The organism is Corynebacterium sp. HMSC11D10, assembly GCF_001806995.1.
GTDB lineage: Bacteria > Actinomycetota > Actinomycetes > Mycobacteriales > Mycobacteriaceae > Corynebacterium > Corynebacterium coyleae.
Genome location: NZ_KV787039.1, coordinates 201,725 through 222,592, shown reverse-complemented (window position 1 = coordinate 222,592; position 20,868 = coordinate 201,725). Strand labels below are relative to the sequence as shown.

The 20,868-nt window shown below is 62.0% G+C and carries 21 protein-coding genes; 5 read left to right on the top strand and 16 right to left on the bottom strand.

The window, feature by feature from the left end; translation table 11 throughout:
- Position 1: 1 nt before the first annotated feature.
- The 3 genes from dapA to dapB are packed head-to-tail and all read right to left on the bottom strand — an operon-like array spanning position 2 to position 2,326.
- Positions 2–910 carry a 4-hydroxy-tetrahydrodipicolinate synthase gene (gene dapA / locus HMPREF3120_RS04345; protein WP_070422304.1) on the bottom strand — a complete coding sequence of 303 codons (909 nt, stop codon included), beginning with the start codon at positions 908–910 and terminating at the stop codon, positions 2–4.
- Between the two features lie 36 nt (positions 911–946).
- Positions 947–1,582 carry an FAD-dependent thymidylate synthase gene (locus HMPREF3120_RS04340; RefSeq protein ID WP_070451015.1) on the bottom strand — a complete coding sequence of 212 codons (636 nt, stop codon included), beginning with the start codon at positions 1,580–1,582 and terminating at the stop codon, positions 947–949.
- Entirely contained in the window at positions 1,583–2,326 is a 744-nt protein-coding gene (dapB, locus tag HMPREF3120_RS04335) for a 4-hydroxy-tetrahydrodipicolinate reductase (RefSeq protein ID WP_070451014.1), read from the bottom strand.
- Positions 2,327–2,381: 55 nt separating this feature from the next.
- Here dapB and HMPREF3120_RS04330 point away from each other — a divergent pair, with 55 nt between their 5' ends.
- The 4 genes from HMPREF3120_RS04330 to HMPREF3120_RS04315 are packed head-to-tail and all read left to right on the top strand — an operon-like array spanning position 2,382 to position 5,850.
- Entirely contained in the window at positions 2,382–3,032 is a 651-nt protein-coding gene (locus HMPREF3120_RS04330) for an AMIN-like domain-containing (lipo)protein (RefSeq protein ID WP_070451013.1), read from the top strand.
- Positions 3,032–3,283 (top strand): hypothetical protein, encoded by a 252-nt coding sequence (locus tag HMPREF3120_RS04325; protein ID WP_070451012.1) that lies wholly within the window; start codon positions 3,032–3,034, stop codon positions 3,281–3,283. Before HMPREF3120_RS04330 ends, HMPREF3120_RS04325 begins: the two co-directional genes overlap by 1 nt.
- A gap of 19 nt (positions 3,284–3,302) precedes the next feature.
- Positions 3,303–4,274, top strand: coding sequence for an oxygenase MpaB family protein (locus HMPREF3120_RS04320; RefSeq protein WP_070451011.1), 972 nt, complete (start codon positions 3,303–3,305; stop codon positions 4,272–4,274).
- Positions 4,275–4,284: 10 nt separating this feature from the next.
- Positions 4,285–5,850, top strand: coding sequence for a succinic semialdehyde dehydrogenase (locus tag HMPREF3120_RS04315; protein ID WP_141739366.1), 1,566 nt, complete (start codon positions 4,285–4,287; stop codon positions 5,848–5,850).
- A 55-nt stretch (positions 5,851–5,905) separates the two neighbouring features.
- Here HMPREF3120_RS04315 and HMPREF3120_RS04310 read toward each other — a convergent pair whose 3' ends face one another.
- From HMPREF3120_RS04310 to HMPREF3120_RS04295, 4 genes are all read right to left on the bottom strand, one after another.
- Positions 5,906–8,230, bottom strand: a complete 2,325-nt coding sequence (locus HMPREF3120_RS04310; protein WP_070451069.1) for a polyribonucleotide nucleotidyltransferase — start codon at positions 8,228–8,230, stop codon at positions 5,906–5,908.
- A 96-nt stretch (positions 8,231–8,326) separates the two neighbouring features.
- On the bottom strand, positions 8,327–8,596 hold the full coding sequence (rpsO, locus tag HMPREF3120_RS04305) for a 30S ribosomal protein S15 (RefSeq protein WP_070422298.1): 270 nt from the start codon (positions 8,594–8,596) through the stop codon (positions 8,327–8,329).
- Positions 8,597–8,698: 102 nt separating this feature from the next.
- Entirely contained in the window at positions 8,699–9,667 is a 969-nt protein-coding gene (locus tag HMPREF3120_RS04300; protein ID WP_070451010.1) for a nucleoside hydrolase, read from the bottom strand.
- A complete protein-coding gene (locus HMPREF3120_RS04295; RefSeq protein WP_070451068.1) occupies positions 9,664–10,635 on the bottom strand; it encodes a bifunctional riboflavin kinase/FAD synthetase in 972 nt (323 codons plus the stop codon). Before HMPREF3120_RS04295 ends, HMPREF3120_RS04300 begins: the two co-directional genes overlap by 4 nt.
- Positions 10,636–10,665: 30 nt before the next feature.
- On the opposite strand from HMPREF3120_RS04295, the gene truB reads away from it, so the two are divergent.
- Entirely contained in the window at positions 10,666–11,559 is an 894-nt protein-coding gene (gene truB / locus HMPREF3120_RS04290; protein ID WP_070451009.1) for a tRNA pseudouridine(55) synthase TruB, read from the top strand.
- Positions 11,560–11,562: 3 nt separating this feature from the next.
- Here truB and HMPREF3120_RS04285 read toward each other — a convergent pair whose 3' ends face one another.
- The 9 genes from HMPREF3120_RS04285 to rimP all read right to left on the bottom strand — a co-directional run bounded on the left by HMPREF3120_RS04285 (position 11,563) and on the right by rimP (position 20,862).
- Positions 11,563–12,216, bottom strand: a complete 654-nt coding sequence (locus HMPREF3120_RS04285; RefSeq protein WP_070422295.1) for a 4'-phosphopantetheinyl transferase family protein — start codon at positions 12,214–12,216, stop codon at positions 11,563–11,565.
- 2 nt (positions 12,217–12,218) lie between these two features.
- Positions 12,219–13,016, bottom strand: coding sequence for a metallophosphoesterase family protein (locus HMPREF3120_RS04280; protein ID WP_070422294.1), 798 nt, complete (start codon positions 13,014–13,016; stop codon positions 12,219–12,221).
- A complete protein-coding gene (locus tag HMPREF3120_RS04275) occupies positions 13,013–14,347 on the bottom strand; it encodes an MATE family efflux transporter (protein ID WP_070451008.1) in 1,335 nt (444 codons plus the stop codon). The genes HMPREF3120_RS04280 and HMPREF3120_RS04275 overlap by 4 nt, the downstream gene beginning before the upstream one ends.
- A complete protein-coding gene (locus tag HMPREF3120_RS04270) occupies positions 14,344–15,348 on the bottom strand; it encodes a DHH family phosphoesterase (protein WP_246815411.1) in 1,005 nt (334 codons plus the stop codon). Before HMPREF3120_RS04270 ends, HMPREF3120_RS04275 begins: the two co-directional genes overlap by 4 nt.
- Positions 15,335–15,775 carry a 30S ribosome-binding factor RbfA gene (gene rbfA / locus HMPREF3120_RS04265; protein WP_070422292.1) on the bottom strand — a complete coding sequence of 147 codons (441 nt, stop codon included), beginning with the start codon at positions 15,773–15,775 and terminating at the stop codon, positions 15,335–15,337. Before rbfA ends, HMPREF3120_RS04270 begins: the two co-directional genes overlap by 14 nt.
- A 95-nt stretch (positions 15,776–15,870) precedes the next feature.
- A complete protein-coding gene (gene infB / locus HMPREF3120_RS04260) occupies positions 15,871–18,681 on the bottom strand; it encodes a translation initiation factor IF-2 (RefSeq protein WP_070451007.1) in 2,811 nt (936 codons plus the stop codon).
- Positions 18,682–18,787: 106 nt separating this feature from the next.
- Positions 18,788–19,111 (bottom strand): YlxR family protein, encoded by a 324-nt coding sequence (locus HMPREF3120_RS04255; protein ID WP_070451066.1) that lies wholly within the window; start codon positions 19,109–19,111, stop codon positions 18,788–18,790.
- A 189-nt stretch (positions 19,112–19,300) separates the two neighbouring features.
- Positions 19,301–20,314, bottom strand: coding sequence for a transcription termination factor NusA (nusA, locus tag HMPREF3120_RS04250; RefSeq protein WP_070422289.1), 1,014 nt, complete (start codon positions 20,312–20,314; stop codon positions 19,301–19,303).
- Positions 20,311–20,862, bottom strand: a complete 552-nt coding sequence (gene rimP, locus HMPREF3120_RS04245) for a ribosome maturation factor RimP (protein ID WP_070451006.1) — start codon at positions 20,860–20,862, stop codon at positions 20,311–20,313. The genes nusA and rimP overlap by 4 nt, the downstream gene beginning before the upstream one ends.
- Positions 20,863–20,868 lie beyond the last annotated feature (6 nt).

Genomic DNA, 20,868 nt, shown 5'->3' with positions numbered 1-20,868 from the left:
TTTATAGGACTCCAGCCTCTTTCATATCTTCTTGGAGCCGCTTGACCTGCTCGGCTGTCGCTGGTGCGACAGGCAGGCGCGGGTCTCCCACTTCGATGCCCTGCAGTCGCAGAGCTGCTTTTGCAAATGTCACGCCACCCAGCTCGGCCTGCTGCCGTGCGAGGACGTTGAGTACGTTGGCGTTGATTTCCCGTGCGCGGGTGAGGTCGCCGGCCTCGAATGCGTCCACGAGTCCCCGCAGCGCTTGTGGTGCTGCGTGTCCGACGACGGAGATAACTCCGGTTGCGCCGAGTGTGAGCCAGGGCAGGTTGAGCGGGTCGTCGCCTGAGTACCACGCCAGGCCTGTCTCTTGGATGAGGCCTGCGGCTTCGAAGAGGTCGCCGCGGGCGTCTTTCATTGCCTGAATGTTGTCGACCTCGGCGAGTTCGCGGATCGATTCGGCAGTGATGGGGATCCCGGAGCGTCCCGGGATGTCGTAGAGGCAGACGGGTAGGTCGGTTGCGGCTGCGATTGCTTTGAAGTGCGCGACTACTCCGGCCTGTGAGGGTTTGGAGTAGTAGGGGGTGACTGCGAGCAGGGCGTCTGCGCCCGCGTCTGCAGCTTGTTGTGCCAGCGTGACTGCGTGGCGGGTGTTGTTGGAGCCGGCTCCAGCGACGATTTTTGCGTTGGTGCCAACTTCTTCGCGCACTGCTTTGAGCAGCTCAACCTTTTCTTCTGCGCTGGTTGTTGGGGATTCGCCGGTGGTTCCGGCGAGGACGAGTGTGTCGATTCCGTTTTCTACAAGGTGGGCAGCAAGCCGACGTCCTGCGGCGAGGTCGAGGTTGCCGTCGGAATCAAACGGCGTAACCATGGCGACGCAGACGGTGCCGAATGTGTTGGCACCTGTATCAACTTTGCATGATGAGCCCATGAGCAAGAAGAATACCTCCTATTGACACGTATGTGCTTATCGACGTTCCCCTGCCGCCAAATCTTCAAACACCAAGGGCGCTTCCGGCTGGAGCACATCGAGGCACGCGCGTGCGATCATTCTGATTTCTTTGTCTTCATATTTTCCGCTGTGCTTTTCGACGAAACCACGCCACGCCCCGTACGACCCTGTGATTACCAGTTGCGTTGCGGTGGCTAAGGGCTGAAGCAAGCGTGCTGCTTCGGTGGCTCGTTTGCGCCGAGAGAGCAGGTTGGGGTCGTCGACAAGCACGTGCTCGAGACCGTCGAGGAGTTCTTGGCGGATGAATGCAATGTGTTCGATGGCGGTGTCAAACAGGTTGACAAGGTCCTCGTCTTCCGCGATGAGGTGCGGGACGACCGCGCCGTCGTCGTCACGCAGGCTCACCGCGAAACCGGGGTGTGCACGGATGATTTCTGCCGCGGCGCGCGATACCCCGTACACGTGGAGGGTGGCGCTGGCGTGGGCGAGAAGGTCGGTGCGGTCGTCGTCGATAAGCCTGCGCAGCACTGTTTCGGCGTCGTGGGACGACATTGCGGCGTGCGCGATAACCGCCTCTGCGTCGGTGACATCGGTGCCGCCTGCGGGGCGGGTGTTGCGCAGGGCGGTTGCGGCGACGAGTTCGGCACGCATTTAGAGCCCGAGGTACTCGTCGAGGCCGATCGTCAGACCTGGACGGTTGGCCACTTCGCGCACACCAGTCAAAACACCTGGGACGAAGGATTCACGGCCGTAAGAGTCCTGACGGATGGTCAGTGACTGATCGGTGGTGCCGAAAATGACCTCTTCGTGCGCGACCATGCCCTGCATGCGTACCGCGTGGACAGGCACACCGTCGACATCGGCGCCGCGGGAGCCGTCGAGTGCTTGCTCGGTCGCGTCCGGCATCGCGTCCATACCGGCTTCCTTGCGGGCCTGTGCAATTCCCTGCGCTGTCTTGACTGCGGTGCCGCTCGGCGCGTCGAGTTTGTTCGGGTGGTGGAACTCGACGACCTCCGCCGACTCGAAGAATGGCGCCGCCTGGCGGGCAAACGCCATGGTGAGTACCGCAGAGATGGCGAAGTTCGGAGCGATGAGCACGCCGACGCCCTCGTTGGCGGCGCACCAGTCGCGGACCTGCTGGTAGCGGGCATCGTCGAAGCCAGTCGTGCCGACAACGCAGTGGATGCCGTTGTTAATGCAGAACTCCAGGTTGTCCATCACCGCGTTCGGGGTGGTGAAATCGACGATGACGTCGACGCCTTCGTCGACAAGCGATTGCAGCGAGGCCCCCTTGTTGATCTCCGCCGCCAGCTCGAGATCTTCCGCCTTCTTCACTCCGGCGACGACTGCCGAGCCGACCTTGCCCTGTGCGCCAAGCACTCCAACCTTGATCATGTGCATCCTTTCTTTCGCTCGCCCGCAATGGTAGCGCCACCTAAGCTGGGCGACTATGAAACGCCACACGACACTACTTATCCCGGGTGCCATTGCGGCGCTGCTGCTCGGCGCGTGCTCTGCGGACAACGACGCCGGCACCGACGCCAGTACCGACGCCACCGTTACAGCACCAACGTCGCAGAGCACGACCGCTACCTCGAGCGAAGCGGCGACGACCACTGATGTCTCCCCTGCCGCAGCAGCTGCCCCCGTAGAGCCACCCACCAAAGATGGGTTCTCGCTCGAAGACACACACATCCAGTCCGAGCAACTCGCCGAGATGATGGTCGAAGACGTGCGTGCTGGTTCGCACGAGGGATACGACCGCCTCGTAGTGGAACTGTCTGGCACCGGTTCGCCGAGCGTGATCGCCGGGTACGACACCGACCCGCGCCAGCAGGCTTCCGGCTTCCCACTGAAACCCGCCGGTAATGCGTACTTCACGCTGATCATCCAGGGTGTGCCGCTAAGTATGTCTGCAGATGAGGCAGTCTTGGCTAAGTCCAGCCCTGCCGGCGTGGCGGCCGGCAGCATCACGGAGATCGCGGACGGCGGCGTGTTCGAAGCGGACGCCCAGTACGTTGTCGGTTTGGACAAGCAGCGCCCGTACAAGCTCAGCGTGCTTGAAAACCCGACCCGCATCGTCGTGGACTTTCAGAAGTAATGAACGCCACATCGTGGCTTGGGCTCGCCTTCGTCATCGGGGTGAGTGTCCTTGGGTTGTTCGTCTTGTGGCGCAAGTTGCGCGAGATTCAGCGCAGCGATCTTGACGACGACGCCAAGCGCCGCTGGGGCCTGCTTTTCGGTATCTCGCCGCTTGCCGGATTGTTTACGTGGAATCGTCGCGAAGAATTGCTCGGCCATCGTGACGATTCGGAAGAAACTTCCAGTGAGACAGGTCAAGATACAGCGTGATTGTGTTACGCTTCACACCATGCCAAAGCCACAGCCATCAGATAACTTCGACGACCTGCTCGACGGCAGTGTCAAAACCGGTAAGCGCGACGTAAAACGCGCACCGCTCGGCCCTGACTCGCTGCTGTGGAAATGGGGCGCCGACAACCGCATTCAACTCCTGCGCGGCTACACCGGCGTGCTGCAGAATATGCACCCAGCCATCGGCCAGTCACTGCTGGACCACTCGAAGTTTTTCGAGGAGCCTTTCGCACGCCTTGAGCGCTCCACCCCTCAAATCATCGCGTCGATTTACGACGACCAGGACGTGATCGGTAAACAAATCCGCGATTACCACGTAGATATCAAGGGCAAGCTCCGCGACGGCAAGCGCTACCACTCGCTCAACCCAGAAACCTACTGGTGGGCACACGCAACATTCGTCTACCGTGTCATCCTCGCTCAGGAACTGTTCGGGACCCCGTTTACCCACGCGGAGAAAGACCAGATCGTGCGCGAAGGCGTGACCTGGTGGGACTTGTACGGCCTGTCCGAGCGCCCTGTCATTGACAACTACGACGACCTGATCGCCTACATCGAAGAGATGGAAGACACTGTGCTTGAGCGCAACGATACGGTCGATTTCGCGCTGCGTACCGCCCGCGTCGAACCGGTGAAGGCACCGGATGGTGTCCCCGAGGCTGTGTGGAAGGTCATCTGGAAGCCGATCATGCGCAGCGTGATTTGGCTGACTGTTGGCACGCTCAACGACAAGGAGCGCCAGATCCTCGACCTTGAGTGGACGCACCGCGACCAGCGCCGCTTCAACCGAATCGCAAGGTTTATCCGCAGTGTGTTCAAAATCCTGCCTGGGGACAAGCGCTACATGGAGCCAGGGCGCTCGCTGATGATCAAAAACGGCATGATCTCCGGCAAGTACAAGGAACCGAAACTGATCACCCCGTACTCTCCGAAGGGCCAAGACGCAACGTCCGGCGGTTGCCCCGTCTAGCATCGGCGTTATGCTGCCAAAACGTCTCCGCGAACAACCACTGCCCGCACACCTTCAGAGCGAGCTCGTCGCCCTGACGACGAACCACGGCGGCGAGGTGATCTCCGTCGCATCTCCGCTTATCGACGAGCCCCTCGGCACCGTCCCCGCAGGCACCACAGACGACGTGGATGAAGCGTTTCGCCGCGCCCGTGTGGCGCAGCGTGCGTGGGCGGAGCGCAGCCTGGCGGATCGCACCGCGGTGTTCGACGCGTTCCATTCGCTGGTCTACCGGCACCGCGACGTGCTGGCGGACATCGTGCAGCTCGAGACCGGCAAGGACCGAACGGCAGCGTTCGACGAAGTGCTCGACGTGCTCAATAATGCCCGGTACTACGCCCGCAACGCAGCAACGTTTCTGGCAGAGAAACGACGCCCGGGTGCTCTACCTCTGCTGACCCGTGCGCGGGAGCAACGCATCCCCGTCGGTGTTGTCGGCCAGATCAGTCCGTGGAACTACCCGCTTTCCCTGGCTATTTCTGATGCCATCCCGGCTCTTATCGCTGGCAACGCTGTAGTGGCGAAGCCGGATTCGAAGACGCCGTTTTCGTGTCTCGTCGTCAAGCAACTGCTCGTGGAGGCTGGCCTTCCAGCGGACGTGTTCCAAGTCGTGACAGGCTCCGGCCAAAAAGTCGGCGGTGCGATAGCCGAGCGGTGCGACTACCTGATGTTCACCGGCTCCACCGCCACCGGCAAGAAACTGGGCCGCACTGTCGGCGAACGGCTCATCGGCTATTCCGCGGAACTCGGCGGCAAAAACACGATGATCGTCGCGCCGGACGCCGACGTACAAAAGCACGCGCGCACAATGGCTATCGCGTGCTTCTCCAACGCGGGTCAGTTGTGTGTGTCCATCGAACGCATCTACGTCCACACAGACATTTACGACGACTTCCTGCACGCGTTCACCCACTCCACCGAATCACTCACCTTGGGCAAGGGACTGAACTGGGACTATGACATGGGCTCGCTTATCGACGATACCCAGCTCAAACGGGTGCAGACCTACGTCGACGACGCCGTAGCGAAGGGTGCACGGGTGGTCACCGGTGGCACACCTCGCCCAGATGTTGGTCCTCTCCACTTCGCGCCTACCGTTCTCGCAGACCTACCCGCTGACGCGAACCTGCGTGAGGAAGAGGTGTTCGGCCCCGTCGTGTATGTCCAGCGTGTGGGCAGCGTCGAGGAGGCGATCGATCTGGCCAACGCCCTCCCCTACGGACTTAACGCCTCCGTGTTTGCATCCCCGCACACCGCCTGGGAGATCGCGCGCCGCGTTGAAGCCGGCAGCGTGACGATCAACGACGGCTACGCCGCTACATGGGGCTCGATGGCAACCCCGCTGGGCGGGGTAAAGGAATCCGGGATGGGCCGGCGCCACGGACGCGACGGGATGACCAAGTACACCGAGGTGAAAAACATCGCACAGCAACGCATCGTGTCTATGCGCGGCCCACACGCGATGCCGAAGCGGCTCTACGGCCCGCTCATGACCTCGGCACTGGCGCTTGGCAAAAGGTTGCGTCTTCTGCCCTAGCAAGACAAAACGGGCGCTTCCCCAACTGGGAAGCGCCCATGATGTTTGCGAAAAACTACGCGTTATCCTCCACCGGGACAAGCGAGATCTTGCCACGGTTGTCGATGTCGCGGATCTCAACCTCGACCTTGTCGCCGACGTTGATGACGTCCTCGACCTTCTCCACACGGGTGTTACCACCCAGGTTGGAGATGTGGATCAGGCCATCGGTGCCCGGGGTGATGGACACGAACGCGCCGAACGCCACGGTCTTGACCACGGTGCCAAGGTAGCGCTCGCCCACCTTCGGCATCTGCGGGTTCGCGATCGCATTGACCTTCTCAATCGCGGCGTCGGCAGCCTCACCGGAGGTGGCGGAGACGAACACGGTGCCATCGTCCTCGATGGAGATGTTTGCGCCGGTGTCCTCGGTGATCTGGTTGATGGTCTTGCCCTTCGGGCCGATCAGCTCGCCGATCTTGGATACCGGGATCTTCACGGTGGTGATCTTCGGTGCGAGCGGGTTCATCTCGTCCGGGCCGTCGATGACCTCAGCCATGGTGTCCAGGATAGCCTCGCGGGCGTCGCGGGCCTGGTTCAGCGCATCTGCAAGAACGCTGGACGGAATGCCGTCGAGCTTGGTGTCTAGCTGCAGAGCGGTGATGAACTCGCGGGTACCGGCGACCTTAAAGTCCATGTCGCCGAACGCGTCTTCGGCACCGAGGATGTCGGTCAACGCAACGTATTCGGTTTCGCCGTTGACCTCGCCGGAGACCAGACCCATCGCGATACCCGCAACCGGTGCTGCCAGCGGCACACCAGCGTTGTACAGCGACAGCGTGGAAGCACACACGGAGCCCATCGAGGTCGAGCCGTTAGAACCGAGCGCCTCGGAAACCTGACGGATCGTGTACGGGAACGCCTCACGCGAAGGGATCACCGGCTCAAGGGCACGCTCGGCGAGCGCACCGTGGCCGATTTCGCGGCGCTTCGGAGAGCCGACGCGTCCGGTTTCACCAGTGGAGTACGGCGGGAAGTTGTAGTGGTGGATGTAGCGCTTGGACTCTTCCGGGTGCAGCGAGTCGAGGTGCTGCTCCATCTTCAGCATGTCCAGGGTGGTCACGCCGAGAATCTGGGTCTCGCCACGCTCGAACAACGCAGAGCCGTGGGCACGCGGGATGAGCTCCACCTCGACGCCGAGGTCGCGGATATCGGTCACGCCGCGGCCGTCGATACGGAAGCCCTCGGTGAGGATTTTCTCGCGCACGATCTGCTTCTGCAGTGCGTTGTACGCGGCGCGGATTTCCTTCGATGCTGCGTCGCGCTCCTCGCGCTCGTCATCGTCGATATCGAAGGAGTCGAACAGATCTTCCTCGATGTCTTCCATGTACTCGTTGGTGGCGTTCTCACGCTCAGCCTTCGATGCAATGGTCATCAGCTTGGCCAGCTTCTTCGCGGCCTTCTTCTCAACGGCCTTGAACACCTTCTCGGAGTACGCCGGGAAGAGCGGGAATTCCTTCTGCTCGGTGGAAACCTCGCTGGTAAGCGCACGCTGCGCACGGCACAGGGTCTCGATGTAAGGCTTGGCTGCCTCGAGGCCTTCTGCAACGGTCTTCTCAGTCGGGGCTGGGTAGCCCTTCTTGATCTGCTCGACCACGTTCACGCCGGCGCCTGCCTCCACCATCATGATGGCGACATCTTCCTCGGTCTTGCGGCCACGCTTACGCTCAACCATGCGGCCAGCAACGACCATTTCGAACAGGCAACGCTCGTGCTGCTCATAGTTCGGGAATGCGACCCACTGGCCCTCGGGGTGCTTATCGTCGGCAAGCAGTGCCATGCGCACGCCACCAACCGGGCCGGACACCGGCAGGCCGGAAAGCTGCGTCGCGGCGGACGCGCCGTTGATCGCGACAACGTCGTAGTACTCCTCCGGGTGCTGCGACAGCACCGTGATGACAACCTGAACCTCGTTGCGCAGGCCCTTAACAAAGGTCGGGCGCAGCGGGCGGTCGATCAGACGGCATGCCAGGATCGCCTGGGTGGACGGGCGGCCCTCGCGGCGGAAGAACGAGCCCGGGATCTTGCCCGCGGCGTACATGCGCTCTTCAACGTCGACGGTCAGCGGGAAGAAGTCGAATCCTTCGCGCGGCTGGTTGGATGCGGTGGTGGTGGCCAGCATCATGGTCTCTTCGTCGAGGTACGTGGTGACGGAACCGTCGGCCTGGCGCGCGAGCTGGCCGGTCTCGAAACGAATGGTGCGGGTGCCGAAGTCGCCGTTATCCAGCGTGGCAACCGCTTCGGTGACGCCGAAGTCTTCATCGACGTGGACATCAAACGAGTTGTTTGGCTTAAAGTTGCGCAAAAGATCCCTCTCCTTCGAAGGCGTGTTGGCGATCATCGGTGCCGCCATGTCATAGGTGTTCTTGCAACGGCCAGCAATAATAGCAAAAAACGCCCCACCGCGCAGGTGAGGCGTTATTTTTTGCGCTATTGCTTAGCGACGAAGACCCAGACGGGCAATGAGATCACGGTAGCGATCAACATTGTTCTCGCGCAGGTACTTCAGCAGGCCACGACGACGACCGACGAGCAGCAGCAGGCCACGACGGGAGTGGTGATCGTGCTGGTGGTCCTTCAGGTGCTCGGTCAGGTTGTTGATACGCGCGGTGAGCAGCGCAACCTGTGCCTCGGTGGAACCGGTGTCGGTCTCGTGGATGCCGTACTCCTTGAGGATTTCGGCCTTCTTCTCAGTGGACAGTGCCATGAGGTGCTCCTTGGTTGTTTCAGTTCGCGTTCTACGGAAAAAGTCTGTGCTGCTCCATGACTGCCGCGAACCACAGTCGGCTGGCGCAAGACCTCGAAAAGGTTACACGACAGGGGTGGACTGGGCCAAACCAGTCAATCGACGCATGAACTCTTCGAGGAAACCTGCAGTATCTACCCGTACAGCCACTGCTGCGCACTTGTCGGGGTCGTTCAGGCGGGTTTCGTCGCCAATCGTGCGCCCACGCGTCTCGCCCTCGGTGTCCACCTTCATGTTGATGCCAAGCGTGTCCACCAACTCAGGCTGGATGGCCACGGCTACGGCGAGCGGGTCGTGCAGGCCGCAGCCGCCGAGGTGCGGCGAGGTGGTCTTGTAGGCGTTGATGTAGTAGTTCGTGATGTCGGCCAGGAATGTGCCACCGGTGGTGCCCAATTCGGCCCACGTCGCGGTTTCTTTGGTGGTCAACAGTGTTTGTAGCGTGACGTCGAGACCGATCATGGTGACGTTGCGCAGCTGGCGGAACAGCAGGTCGGTTGCTTCGGGGTCCTGGTTGATGTTCGCTTCGGACCAGGCGGTGACGTTGCCTGGGACGGTGAGCGCGCCGCCCATCATCACGATGTTGGCATTTTCACGGAACACGTTGGATGCCTCGACCGCTGCCGCGATCGTGGTTGACGGCCCGGTGGGCACGATGATGAGGTCATCGCCGTACGCCGTAACCGACTCGACGAGGAAGTCCACCGCAGACGTCGATTCCACCTGACGCGTCGGATCAGGGATCTCCACCTCGCCAATGCCATTTTTGCCGTGGATGAACGCGGAGATCTCCTGGACCTCGAAGGAGTCCTTCGCGCGCGCGTGGTCTGGGCCTGCGAACACCGGAATGTCTGTGCGGCCAAACAGCTCCAAGATGGCAAGGGTGTTGCGCACTGAATCCTCGACAACCACGTTGCCGTAGGTGCAGGTCACGCCGATGAGTTCTACTTCGGGCGACGCGAGTGCGTACGCCAGTGCCAGGGCATCGTCGATGCCGGTGTCAAGGTCCAGGATCAGGATCAGCTTCGTGGTCATGCACCGAGAATATCGCGAGTGGTGTCCACATCGCGCGCCATGTGCTCAAGTAATTCCTCAACGGAGTCAAACTTGACCATGTCGCGAACCTTGCCCACGAACTCCACTCGGGCCATCCGCCCGTACAGGTCGGCGTCGCGGTCGAGCACAAACGACTCAACGCTGCGCCGGTTGTCGCCAAACGTGGGGTTCGTCCCCACGGAGATCGCCGCTGGGTAGCGCACGCCGGGTTCCATGTCGCCGTCGATGGGGGCGTCGTCGATGATGGTGAGCCAGCCCGCGTAGACACCGTCAGCCGGGATCGCAGCCGCATCGGATGCGTACTGGTTGGCCGTCGGGTATCCCAGTTCCTTGCCGCCACGGCCGGCACCACGTTCAATCGGTGCGATCACAGAGAACGGCCGTCCCATGTAGTCGGTCGCCGTTTGTACGTTTCCGCCGGAGAGTTCGTCGCGGATGGCGGTGGAGCAGACCTTGACACCGCCGTCGGAAAGCAATCGCACAATCGTCACGTCGATGCCTGCGCGCTCCCCTAGCTGCGCCATGGTTGTAGCGGTGCCTGCGGCATCTTTTCCAAAGGTGAAATTCTCCCCCACCAGCACGTGGCGGGCGCGCAGTTGGCCCACGAGTACGTCCTCCACGTACCCCTCGGGCGAAACCCCGCCGAGCTCGTGCCGGAAATCAATGACAAGCAAGTAGTCCACGCCCAACTCAGCGATGTGGCGGGCGCGCTCCTCAAGCGACATCAGCGCCGCAGGTGTGTGACCTGGGGCGAATACCGTCACGGGGTGCGGGTCAAAGGTCATGACCACGCTTGGCACACCGAGTTCACGTGCGGTATCCACGGCCTTCGAGATCAGCAGTTGGTGGCCTCTGTGCACGCCGTCAAAGACGCCGATAGTGACGACGGTGCCACCAGGCTCGCCAAATGTTTCCGGCACTGCGTCGAGGCCACGCAAAATATCCACGGGGGACACAGTACGGCATACTTCAAAAGCATGAACGATCCCCTCGAAAAGTCCGGCATTGTTGTCGTCGATAAGCCTCAGGGCTTGACGAGTCATGACGTGGTGGCGCGTCTGCGTCGGTTCTTCGGTACTCGCAAGGTTGGCCACGCTGGAACGCTCGACCCGATGGCCACGGGCGTGCTTGTCGCAGGCATTGAGCGCGGCACGAAGCTGCTGGCGCACCTGGTCGCAGAGGACAAGGTCTACGAAACGACGATCCGCCTCGGTGCGTCCACGACCACAGATGATGCGGAGGGCGAGATCACCGAAACGCACGACGCGTCTGAGGTAACCGACGACGCGATCCACGAGCAGATCGCACTGCTGACCGGCGATATCATGCAGGTTCCGTCGAAGGTGTCCGCGATCAAGATCGATGGGCGCCGAGCCCACGAACTGGTGCGCGCCGGTGAGGAGGTCACCATTCCTCCCCGCCCCGTGACCGTCCACGCTTTCGATGTCAGCGAGATCCGCCACCACGATGGCGTCGTCGACATCGACGCCCGCGTGCATTGTTCCTCCGGCACCTATATCCGCTCGCTGGGCCGCGACCTCGGCGCAGCACTGGGGGTTGGCGGGCATTTGATTGCTTTGCGACGAACCTCCGTCGGCCCGTTCTCCATCGACGACGCTCACACCCTCGACGCGTTGGAAGACAATGCTGTGTTGTCACTGACCATGGATGAGGCACTGACCCGCTCGTGGCCGGTGCTTGATGTCACTGCTGATGAATACGCGGCGCTATCCATGGGCAAGTGGCTCGAGCCGCGCGGTTTGAAGGGCGTGCACGCCGCCGTTGGACCAGACGGCAAAGCAGTCGCCCTGGTCAAAGAGCAGGGCAAGCGCCTCGCCACGGTGTTTGTGGCGCGGCCATCCACACTTTAGCTCTTAGCGCACGTACGTGGAAGCCACCGCGTAGCCACCACGGACCACCCAGCGGCCCTCAAACACCGGCACCGGCGCGGGACGGGCGAGGAGCTGCGAGACAAACGTGCCGTCGGCGCGCAACTCAATTTCGGCTTCGTCGAAATCTAGCCAACGCCGTGTCATCGGAAACCAGCACTTGTAGGTCGCTTCCTTGGCGCAAAACAGCAGCCGGTCGGCCCATTGCTGCCCCTGCTCACGCATACCGTTGACCATCGCGATCTCAGTATCACTGGCGATCGACTCCAGCACCCCGTCTGGCAGCGATTCTGCCGGCTCCGCATCGAGCCCCATCGACAGTACGTACCGGGTTGGTGCTGCGACAGCGGCGCGCAGGCCATCGGTATGGGTCAGCGAGCCGGTAAACCCCTCTGGCCACAACGGCATACCGCGTTCCCCGCGCAGGATCGCGCCTGCAGATTCCACGCCCAGTTCGCGCAGTGCCTGGTGTGCGCACCAGCGGGCATCGCCGAACTCTCCCTTGCGCAGGTCCACCGCAGTCTTTACTTCCTGGCGCTCTGCCGGATGGAGGTGGTCGTAGCGGGTGAGGTCGCCGGCGTCGTCGGTAAGTAAAAAGACGCAGCGTGCTTCTGGAGGAAACAGCGAAATATCTTGCATCACTATTCAACCTCCATGACCGGATACGGGAATTGCCGCGTGGACGGGTGGTGGCGCCACTCGCGCGGATAGCCCAGGGAGACCTCAATGTGGTCGACGCCATCGACCTTGGTCACCCCCGGCATGTGCAGGTGACCGTACACCACTGCCTGCGCGTTGTAGCGCTTGGGCCATGTCCTGGTGTGCCGGGTCCCGCACCACAGGGCGATTTCGGACCACATCATGCGCTGCACCGGCTCCTGCACCAGCGGCCAGTGGTTGACCAGAATCGTCGGCCCGCTAATGCGGGATAAGCGTTTGGTGGTGTAGGCCAAACGGTCCCAGCACCAGCCACGGATATCCACAAATGGTGCGATGGCAAACTCGTCTGTCATCACCACGTTGTTGTCGTGGGCGGCCTGCAGGGCTTCGTCGACAGTCATTTCCCTGCTGCGGAACGAATAGTCGTACAGCGTAAATAGCGGCGCGATGGTCACTCCGCCGAACACCGGATAGCGATCTTCCGGGGTAATCACACCGATAGCGCGCATCGCTTGAACTAGCATGGCGTACTTTTCTCGGCCGCGGTACCTGTCCGCAGAACGGCAAAATAGCTCGTGGTTGCCGGGCACCCAGATGACGGTGTCGAACCGACTGGCCAGTTCTGTCATCACTTCAACGATGAGTTCGAACCGTTCGGCCACGTCGCCAGCGACGATGAGCCAGTCAGACGGGTCAGTAGGCTGGATGTCGTCGATTTTTGGGCCGTTGAGCTTCACTGCGGCGTGCAGGTCGCTGACTGCCCAGAGTGTCGTGGTCATGCGTCATTCCTACCATCACCGCTTGTCACTGCCCATCGCATGGAACGGAACCTGTGCACTACACCTACGAGGCGCACAAGGATTTGGCCGAGTTGTCCGACCCAAATACCGGTCAGGCCCCAGCCAAAGAAACCGGAAGCGATGATGATCGGCAGCGCAACCCCGAGCAGCGAAAACAGTGTCAGGTTGCGCAGGTACGCCGCATCCGCCGCACCAAGCAGCACCCCGTCGAGCGCAAACACCGCTCCCCCGGCGATGATCATGGCGATAAACAACAGCCACGGCAGCTGCAGCGTATCGACGACCGCCTGATCCTGCGTAAACAAACCCAGAATCGGCTCACGGAACAACGCGAACACCACGGCCAGCACGACCGCGAAGACCATCGAGTACTTCAGTGCGTGCTCACCAACAGCGCGTGCGTCCTGCGCCCCTGCCCGCCCCAAAGCCGAGCCGGTCAGGGTCTGCGCCGCAATAGCCAGCGAATCAAGCACGAGTGTGAGGAAGTTCCACAGCTGCAGCATCAACTGGTGAGCAGCAAGCGCAACCACGCCGAAGCGACCAGCAACTGCAGCAGCGGTCAGCAACGAGACTTGAAACGATAACGACCGCAAAATCAGGTCGCGGCCTAACACGAGCTGCTTGGAAATCACCGACCACTGCGGCGCCCAGCCCCGGCCCGACGTCCGGTGATCCCTGATAAGGAACACCACGAACAACGTTGATGTGATCCCCATGCCAATCACGTTGGATATCGCGGAGCCCACAAGCCCGTACTGGTTCACCAATAACGGCAACGAGATCGCGCCGGGAATGAGGCCACACAACGTTAAGTAAAACGGCAATCGCGTATTTTGCACGCCGCGCATCCAGCCATTTCCGGCCATGACGATCAGCGTCATCGGGATGGCGAATGCGGATACACGCATCCAGGACGCAGCGCGCACACTCGTGTCAACGTCACCTGCAAGCGCCATCGCCAACGGCTGGGCGAACACCCACACAATCAGCGCCAAGATCGCGCCCACCCCGAGCGCTACCCAGGTAGCTTGTACACCTTCCTCGACTGCCTGATCGCGTTTTCCGGCACCATAAAACCGCGAGCTTCGCGCCGTCGTGCCATAGGACAAAAACGTTAATTGGGTTGTCACGGTCGACTGAATGGCAGCGCCTGCAGCGAGTGCAGCCAGCTGCGCGGTGCCGAGCCTGCCAACGACAGCGGTATCCAGCAGGAGATACAGCGGGTTGGCTGCCAGCACGCCGAGCGCGGGCAGCGCGAGCATCAAGATATCCCGCGCGGTTGGTGTGCGGGCAGCGTCCGCGCCCCTCATCGGTCGGCGGGTTCTGGCAACGCGTCGAGCAGGTCGCGGACGACCTCAGAGCGCGAACCGGTGGCCGAGTACCCCGCTGCTGCCTTGTGTCCGCCACCGCCAAGAGAGCGCGCGACGGTTGAAACGTTCAGCACCGTAGAACGCAGCGACATCGCCCAGTGCTTGCTGCTGTACTGCTTCAACACCACACCAACGTCGGTGCCTTCAAGGGCACGGGCGTAGTCGATGATCGCCTCGACCGTTGGCTGACTCATGCGCGCTAACAACCCCGTGGGAATGGTGAGCACTGCAACGGAGAGCCCCTTGACCGGAATGATCTGGGTTTCCGCCAACACCGCGCCCATGAGCTGGAGGTCAGTCGCACTCATCGTGTCCATCAGGTCCAGCGCAATCTGGCGAGTATTCAGGCCGTAGCCCATCAGCTCCGCGGCCAAACGGTGCATCCTCGGTGTGCCCCACCGGAAGCTGCCGGTGTCGGTGACCAAGCCCGCGTACAGGCAGTACGCGATGTCCTCGTCAAGCTCCACCCCAAGATGATCAAGCAACTCGCGGATCATCGTTGTGGTCGATTCGGACTCGACGATCAAATTCATGTCGCCGAAACCGGGGTTGGTGTTGTGGTGATCGATGACAATAACGCGCGACGGGTTATCCGTAACATCGACCAGGAATGCTCCTGTGCGATCTGCGGAGGCACAATCCACGGTGACAACAAGGCCATCCTCCGGCAAAGTTTCGCCGTAGATGATCTCATCGACTCCCGGGATAGTGCGCATATTCGCCGGGTGCGGCAACGGCTGGCCAATGTAAACGTCGTTGTCGATACCAAGCGCCGTGAGCCCCTTTGCGAGCGCACACGCCGACCCGATCGCATCCGCATCGGGGTTGATGTGTGCGACCACGTTGACGCGGTCCGCGGCGCGGATACGCTCGGCAACCTCGGCAAATAGCGGAGCATGCTCCGCAAACAGCTGGCTGTTCAGGGCACTACTCCCCTTCACCGGAGCGCTTGTACGGGTCAGCATCGCCAGCCGGCTTCGCATTTGCGCGCAGCTTTGCTAGCTCCTCGTCACGCGCGCGGGCACGGTTGAGCAACTCCTCCATGTGCGCGGAAGCTTCCGGCACGGTATCGCGCTCAAACGAGATGGTCGGCGTGAACCGAACCGAAAGCTGATCACCCACGATCTTGCGGATCTGCCCGCGAGCACGGTTGAGCGCCTCAGCGGCCTGCTCGTAGTCAGGTTCGTCGTCGATCTCTTGGCCACGCACTGTGTAGTAAATGGTGGCGTCATGAAGGTCCCCGGTGACTCGGGTGTCGGTCACAGTGACCAACTCCAGCCGGCGGTCCTTAATCTCCCGCTCAATCGCGGAAGCAACAATCGTCTGAATCTGCTTCGCCAACCGCTGGGCGCGGGTGTTATCAGCCATGTCACTCCTCCTCAAAACTTCTGCATAGTGTAACCCCCGCCGAGCACGTGCGTGCGGGGCGGGGGTTTCGTCGATAAGCAATTGCTTTGCGACGACTAGTCGCGCGGGACCTCGACCATCTCGTAGGTCTGAATGATGTCGCCCACCTGGATATCCGGGTAGGACAGCACCATGCCGCACTCGTAGCCCTTGGCTACCTCGTTGACGTCGTCCTTCTCGCGGCGCAGCGAATCGATCGACGCATCCGGAGTAATGACGTTGCCGTCGCGGACCAGGCGCAGCTTCGCACCGCGCTTGACCTTGCCCTCGGTAACCATGCAACCTGCGATGAGGCCGACTGCGGAGGCCTTGAAGATCTGACGGATCTCGGCTTCGCCCAGGTCGCGCTCTTCGTAGATCGGCTTGAGCATGCCCTTGAGCGCCTGCTCCACATCCTCGATCGCCTGGTAGATGACCGAGTAGTAGCGGATCTCCACGCCTTCGGCATTCGCCTCTTCCGTGGCCTTGCCGTCCGCGCGGACGTTGAAGCCAATGATGATGGCGTCGGATGCCGCCGCGAGGGTGACGTTGGTCTGGGTCACAGCACCGACGCCACGGTCGATGATGTTGACCTGCACCTCGTCGTCGACCTCGATCTTGAGCAGCGCCTCCTCGAGGGCTTCCACCGAACCGGCGTTGTCGCCCTTGAGGATGAGGTTGAGCTGGCTGCGCTCCTTGAGAGCCTGATCCAGGTTCTCCAGAGACACACGCTTCTTACGACGTGCCTGCATCGCCGCACGCTGACGAGCGTCACGCTGCGCAGCAATCTGGCGAGCCACACGGTCATCCTCAACCACGAGCAAGTTGTCGCCCGGGCCAGGAACACCGTTGAGGCCCTGGACCTGAACCGGACGGGACGGGCCCGCCTCTTCCACATCGTTGCCCCACTCGTCGACCATGCGACGCACGCGACCGAAGTTGCCGCCGACGACAATGGAGTCGCCGACACGCAAGGTACCGCGCTGCACGATCACGGTGGACACCGGGCCACGGCCACGGTCCAGGTGGGACTCGATGGCAACACCCTGCGCGTCCATGTCTGGGTTCGCCGTGAGCTCAAGCGCCGCATCTGCGGTCAGGAGCACAGCCTCCAGCAGGTCATCAATACCGGTGCCCTGCTTCGCAGAGATGTCAATGAACATGGTGTCACCGCCGTACTCCTCCGGCACGAGGCCGTACTCGGTGAGCTGACCACGGATCTTCTCCGGGGAAGCCTCCGGCTTATCCACCTTGTTCACCGCAACCACGATCGGCAGTTCCGCAGCCTTGGCGTGGTTAATCGCCTCAACGGTCTGCGGCATGACGCCGTCGTCCGCTGCCACCACGAGGATGGCCAAGTCGGTCGACTTCGCACCACGGGCACGCATGGCGGTAAACGCCTCGTGGCCCGGGGTATCCAGGAACGTGATCTTACGCGGGTGGCCGTCGAGGGTGACCTCGGTCTGGTATGCACCAATGCCCTGGGTAATACCGCCGGCCTCGCCACGACCCACGTTTGCCTTGCGGATGGAGTCCAACAGGCGGGTCTTACCGTGGTCGACGTGACCCATGACGGAGACCACTGGAGGACGCTGCTCGAGCTCCTCTTCGCCGCCTTCGTCCTCACCGAACTGCAGGTCGAAGGATTCGAGCAGTTCACGGTCCTCGTCCTCCGGCGAGACAATCTGGACCTCGTAGTTGATCTCAGCGCCGAGCAGCTGCAGGGTGTCCTCAGACACGGACTGCGTTGCCGTCACCATCTCACCGAGGTTGAACAGCGCCTGCACCAGCGACGATGCATCGGTGTTGATCTTCTCAGCGAGGTCAGACAGGGTCGCGCCTTGGCGCAGGCGAACGGTCTTGCCACCGCCGTCGGGGAGACGAACGCCACCGATGACGTTCGGCTTGTGCATCTCCTCGTACTCAGCCCTCTTCTGGCCCTTGGACTTGCGGCGCTTGCCGGGTGCACCACCCGGACGGCCGAATGCACCTGCGGTACCGCCGCGACGTCCGCCGCGACCGCGGAAACCGCCACCCGGTCCGCCGAAACCGCCACGCTGTGGCCCGTTCTGGCCACCACGGCCACGACCACGGCCACCGCCGCGGCCACCAGCCGGTGCAGCCTTCGCAGGCATTTGTGTCGGCGACGGACCTGCCGGCATATCCGCCGGGGACGGACGGTTGCCGCCACCCTGACGGGCACCACCCGGGCGTGGGCCGCCCTGGCCACCGCGACCCTGCCCCGGACGTCCACCCGGACGCGGCGGGCGCTGCCCACCGCCGGTATTGGACGAGAACGGGTTGTTAGCAACGCGCGGGCGTCCACCAGGCTTCGGCATCGGGCGAGGCATACCGCCCGGAGTCGGGCCGTCCTTCTTCGCAGCAGCCGGCTTCGGCGCTGCAGGCTTTGGAGCTGCGGGCTTTGGAGCTGCGGGTTTAGGTGCGCCTGGCTTCGGGGCGGAACCCGCAGGCTTCGGCGCTGCAGGCTTCGGTGCGCCCGGCTTCGGGGCGCCTGGCTTCTGGGCCGGCTCACCCGCAGCCTTCGCAGCCGGTGCCTTCGGAGCAGCCGGAGCCGGCTTCGGCTTCGCAGCCTCGCCCGGCTTTGGTGCGGAACCGGCGGGCTTCGGCGCTGCAGGCTTGGCACGGTTCTGGCCAGGCTTCTTCAGCGGCGGTTTCGCCGGAGTCGGTGCTTCCTTCTTTTCGTTGTCGTCTGCGCCACCGCCATTGAGCTTGGCGTAGTGCGCCTTCATCTTCTTGATGACAGGCGGCTCAATGGTCGACGACGCCGTCTTCACAAACTCACCCTGTTCTTTCAGGGTTGCGAGTAATTCCTTACTTGTTACGCCGAGCTGCTTAGCCAACTCGTGTACGCGTAGCTTTCCGGACACATGTCTCCTTGTTGTTCATGCTAGGAGCCCAGTGCCCTTCGGCTACCGGCCCCTAGACGTGGTCAGTGACTTTCATCGCTGATGCTGCTTCATGGTTGCGTACTCATCAGTGTTCGGTCTTTCCTTCATTCTCTGGGTCGACCGCCTCGGCGCTTCTGCTTTGCGACGAGGCGAGGTACGTACGTACATGACCTAGGTCTACTTTCGCAGACAGACGGAGCGCTCGCCCAAAGGCTCGGCGTTGTTCCGCCAGCTCGACTGCGTCCAACGACGGGGTAATCCATGCTCCCCGACCAGGCAGTTTCCGGTCCGGGTCGGCGAGGATCTTCCCCGGCACGTCCGGATCGGCGACCACGCGCAACAGTTCGACGTCGGGGTGAGTTTTTCGGGTGGCAATACAGGTACGTGTGCGGATGGGGTGCTTACGCATTCCGCTCATTCACATCCTTCCCGCAACCTATCTGCCGTCTAACACTGTGCCGTTATGTCTCACACCGGCGCACTCGTGTGCGTGGTGGGCCGCCGCACCCAACGTGCGGACGCAAAGCCGTTAAACACTGTACGCGAAAACCCGCAGAATCTGTACTTCCTGCGGGTTTCATAAACGTTGGCAAAGACCTTATTCGTCGTCGGCGATATCAGCGTCGGAGCGGATGTCGATCTTCCAGCCGGTCAGGCGGGCGGCCAGGCGGGCGTTTTGGCCTTCCTTGCCGATGGCCAAGGAGAGCTGATAGTCCGGCACCGTCACGCGAGCCGCTTGCATATCCGCATCGAGCACCGTGACATCCACCACTTTCGAGGGGGCCAGGGAGTTACCGACGTACTTCGCCGGGTCCGCATCCCAATCGATGATGTCGATCTTCTCGCCGCCGAGCTGCTGCATGATGTTGGTCACGCGCGCTCCTCGAGGCCCGATGCACGCGCCCTTGGCGTTGACACCCTTGACGGTTGCACGCACCGCAACCTTGGAGCGGTGGCCTGCCTCGCGCGCGATGCTGACAATCTCTACCGAACCGTCGGCTACCTCCGGCACCTCGAGTGCGAACAGGCCTCGAACCAACTCGGGGTGCGTGCGCGACAGGTTGACCTGCACGCGCTTGTCGCCCTTGTTCACACCCACCACGTAAGCCTTGATGCGATCGCCGTGGCGCAACACTTCGCCCGGGATCTTCTCTGCCGGCAGCAGGATGCCGTCCTGCGGGTCTGCCTCCGTACCGAGCTGGACGATGCTGATGCCGCGCGCCTCTGCGTGGGCATCGCGCTGGACCAGCCCAGAGACAATCTGGCCCTCGAGTTCGGCGTACTCGCCGTACACACGGCCCGCCTCCGCTTGGCGCAGACGGCCCTTGATCGCGTCACGCACGGCGACGGAACCAATTCGGGAGAAGTTCACCGGCGTGTCGTCGTATTCAGAGATGACTTCGCCTTCGGCGTCGAGCTCGCTGACGATAACGGCAACGTCGCCCGTTTCGGTGTCAATGTCCACACGCGCCTTGGAACGCTCCGTACCGCTTTCCTCCTTGAACTCGCGGTATGAAAACAGCAACGCGTTTGCGATGGTGGTCAGCAGATCCTCCATCGAAATGCCTTGCTGCTCTTCGATGGTTTTCAGCGCGTTCAAGTCGATATTCACTTGTTTCCTTCCTGTGCCGCCGCTGCGGCTTCGAGCTCTGCAAACGTCTGATCCGCCAGCTCAACTTCTGCTGCTGGCGGCGCGTTGAACTCAATTTCTACCACTGCACCAGCAATTTCTGAAACCGGTGCAATTCGCACCTCATCGCCCTTTTTCGACGAACGCACCAGCGCAACATGCTCCTGCGCCTCATCCAGTACGGCGATGCGCCACTTCTGCTCACCCGCCTTAATCAGACGGCCCTGGTTGCGACGGAAGTGTCGCGGCTGCGTCAGCGGCATATCCACACCAGGGGTGGTCAGTTCAAGCGTGTATCCGGCGCCGAAGTTGACTTCCCCGCGCTGCTCGAGGTCGTCGAAAAGCGTTGATAGCTCATTGGACACTTCCTCCAACTCATCCAGCGTCGGGTGCGTATCCGAGTCGAGCGCAATAACGACCTGCGATTTCTTCCCCGCCTTGACGGTGCGAATGTTCTCAATGTCCATCGCGTACGCCTTCACGACAGGGGCGACCAATTGTTCAAGTTCGTTATCTGTGGGAAATGCCATGCGTCA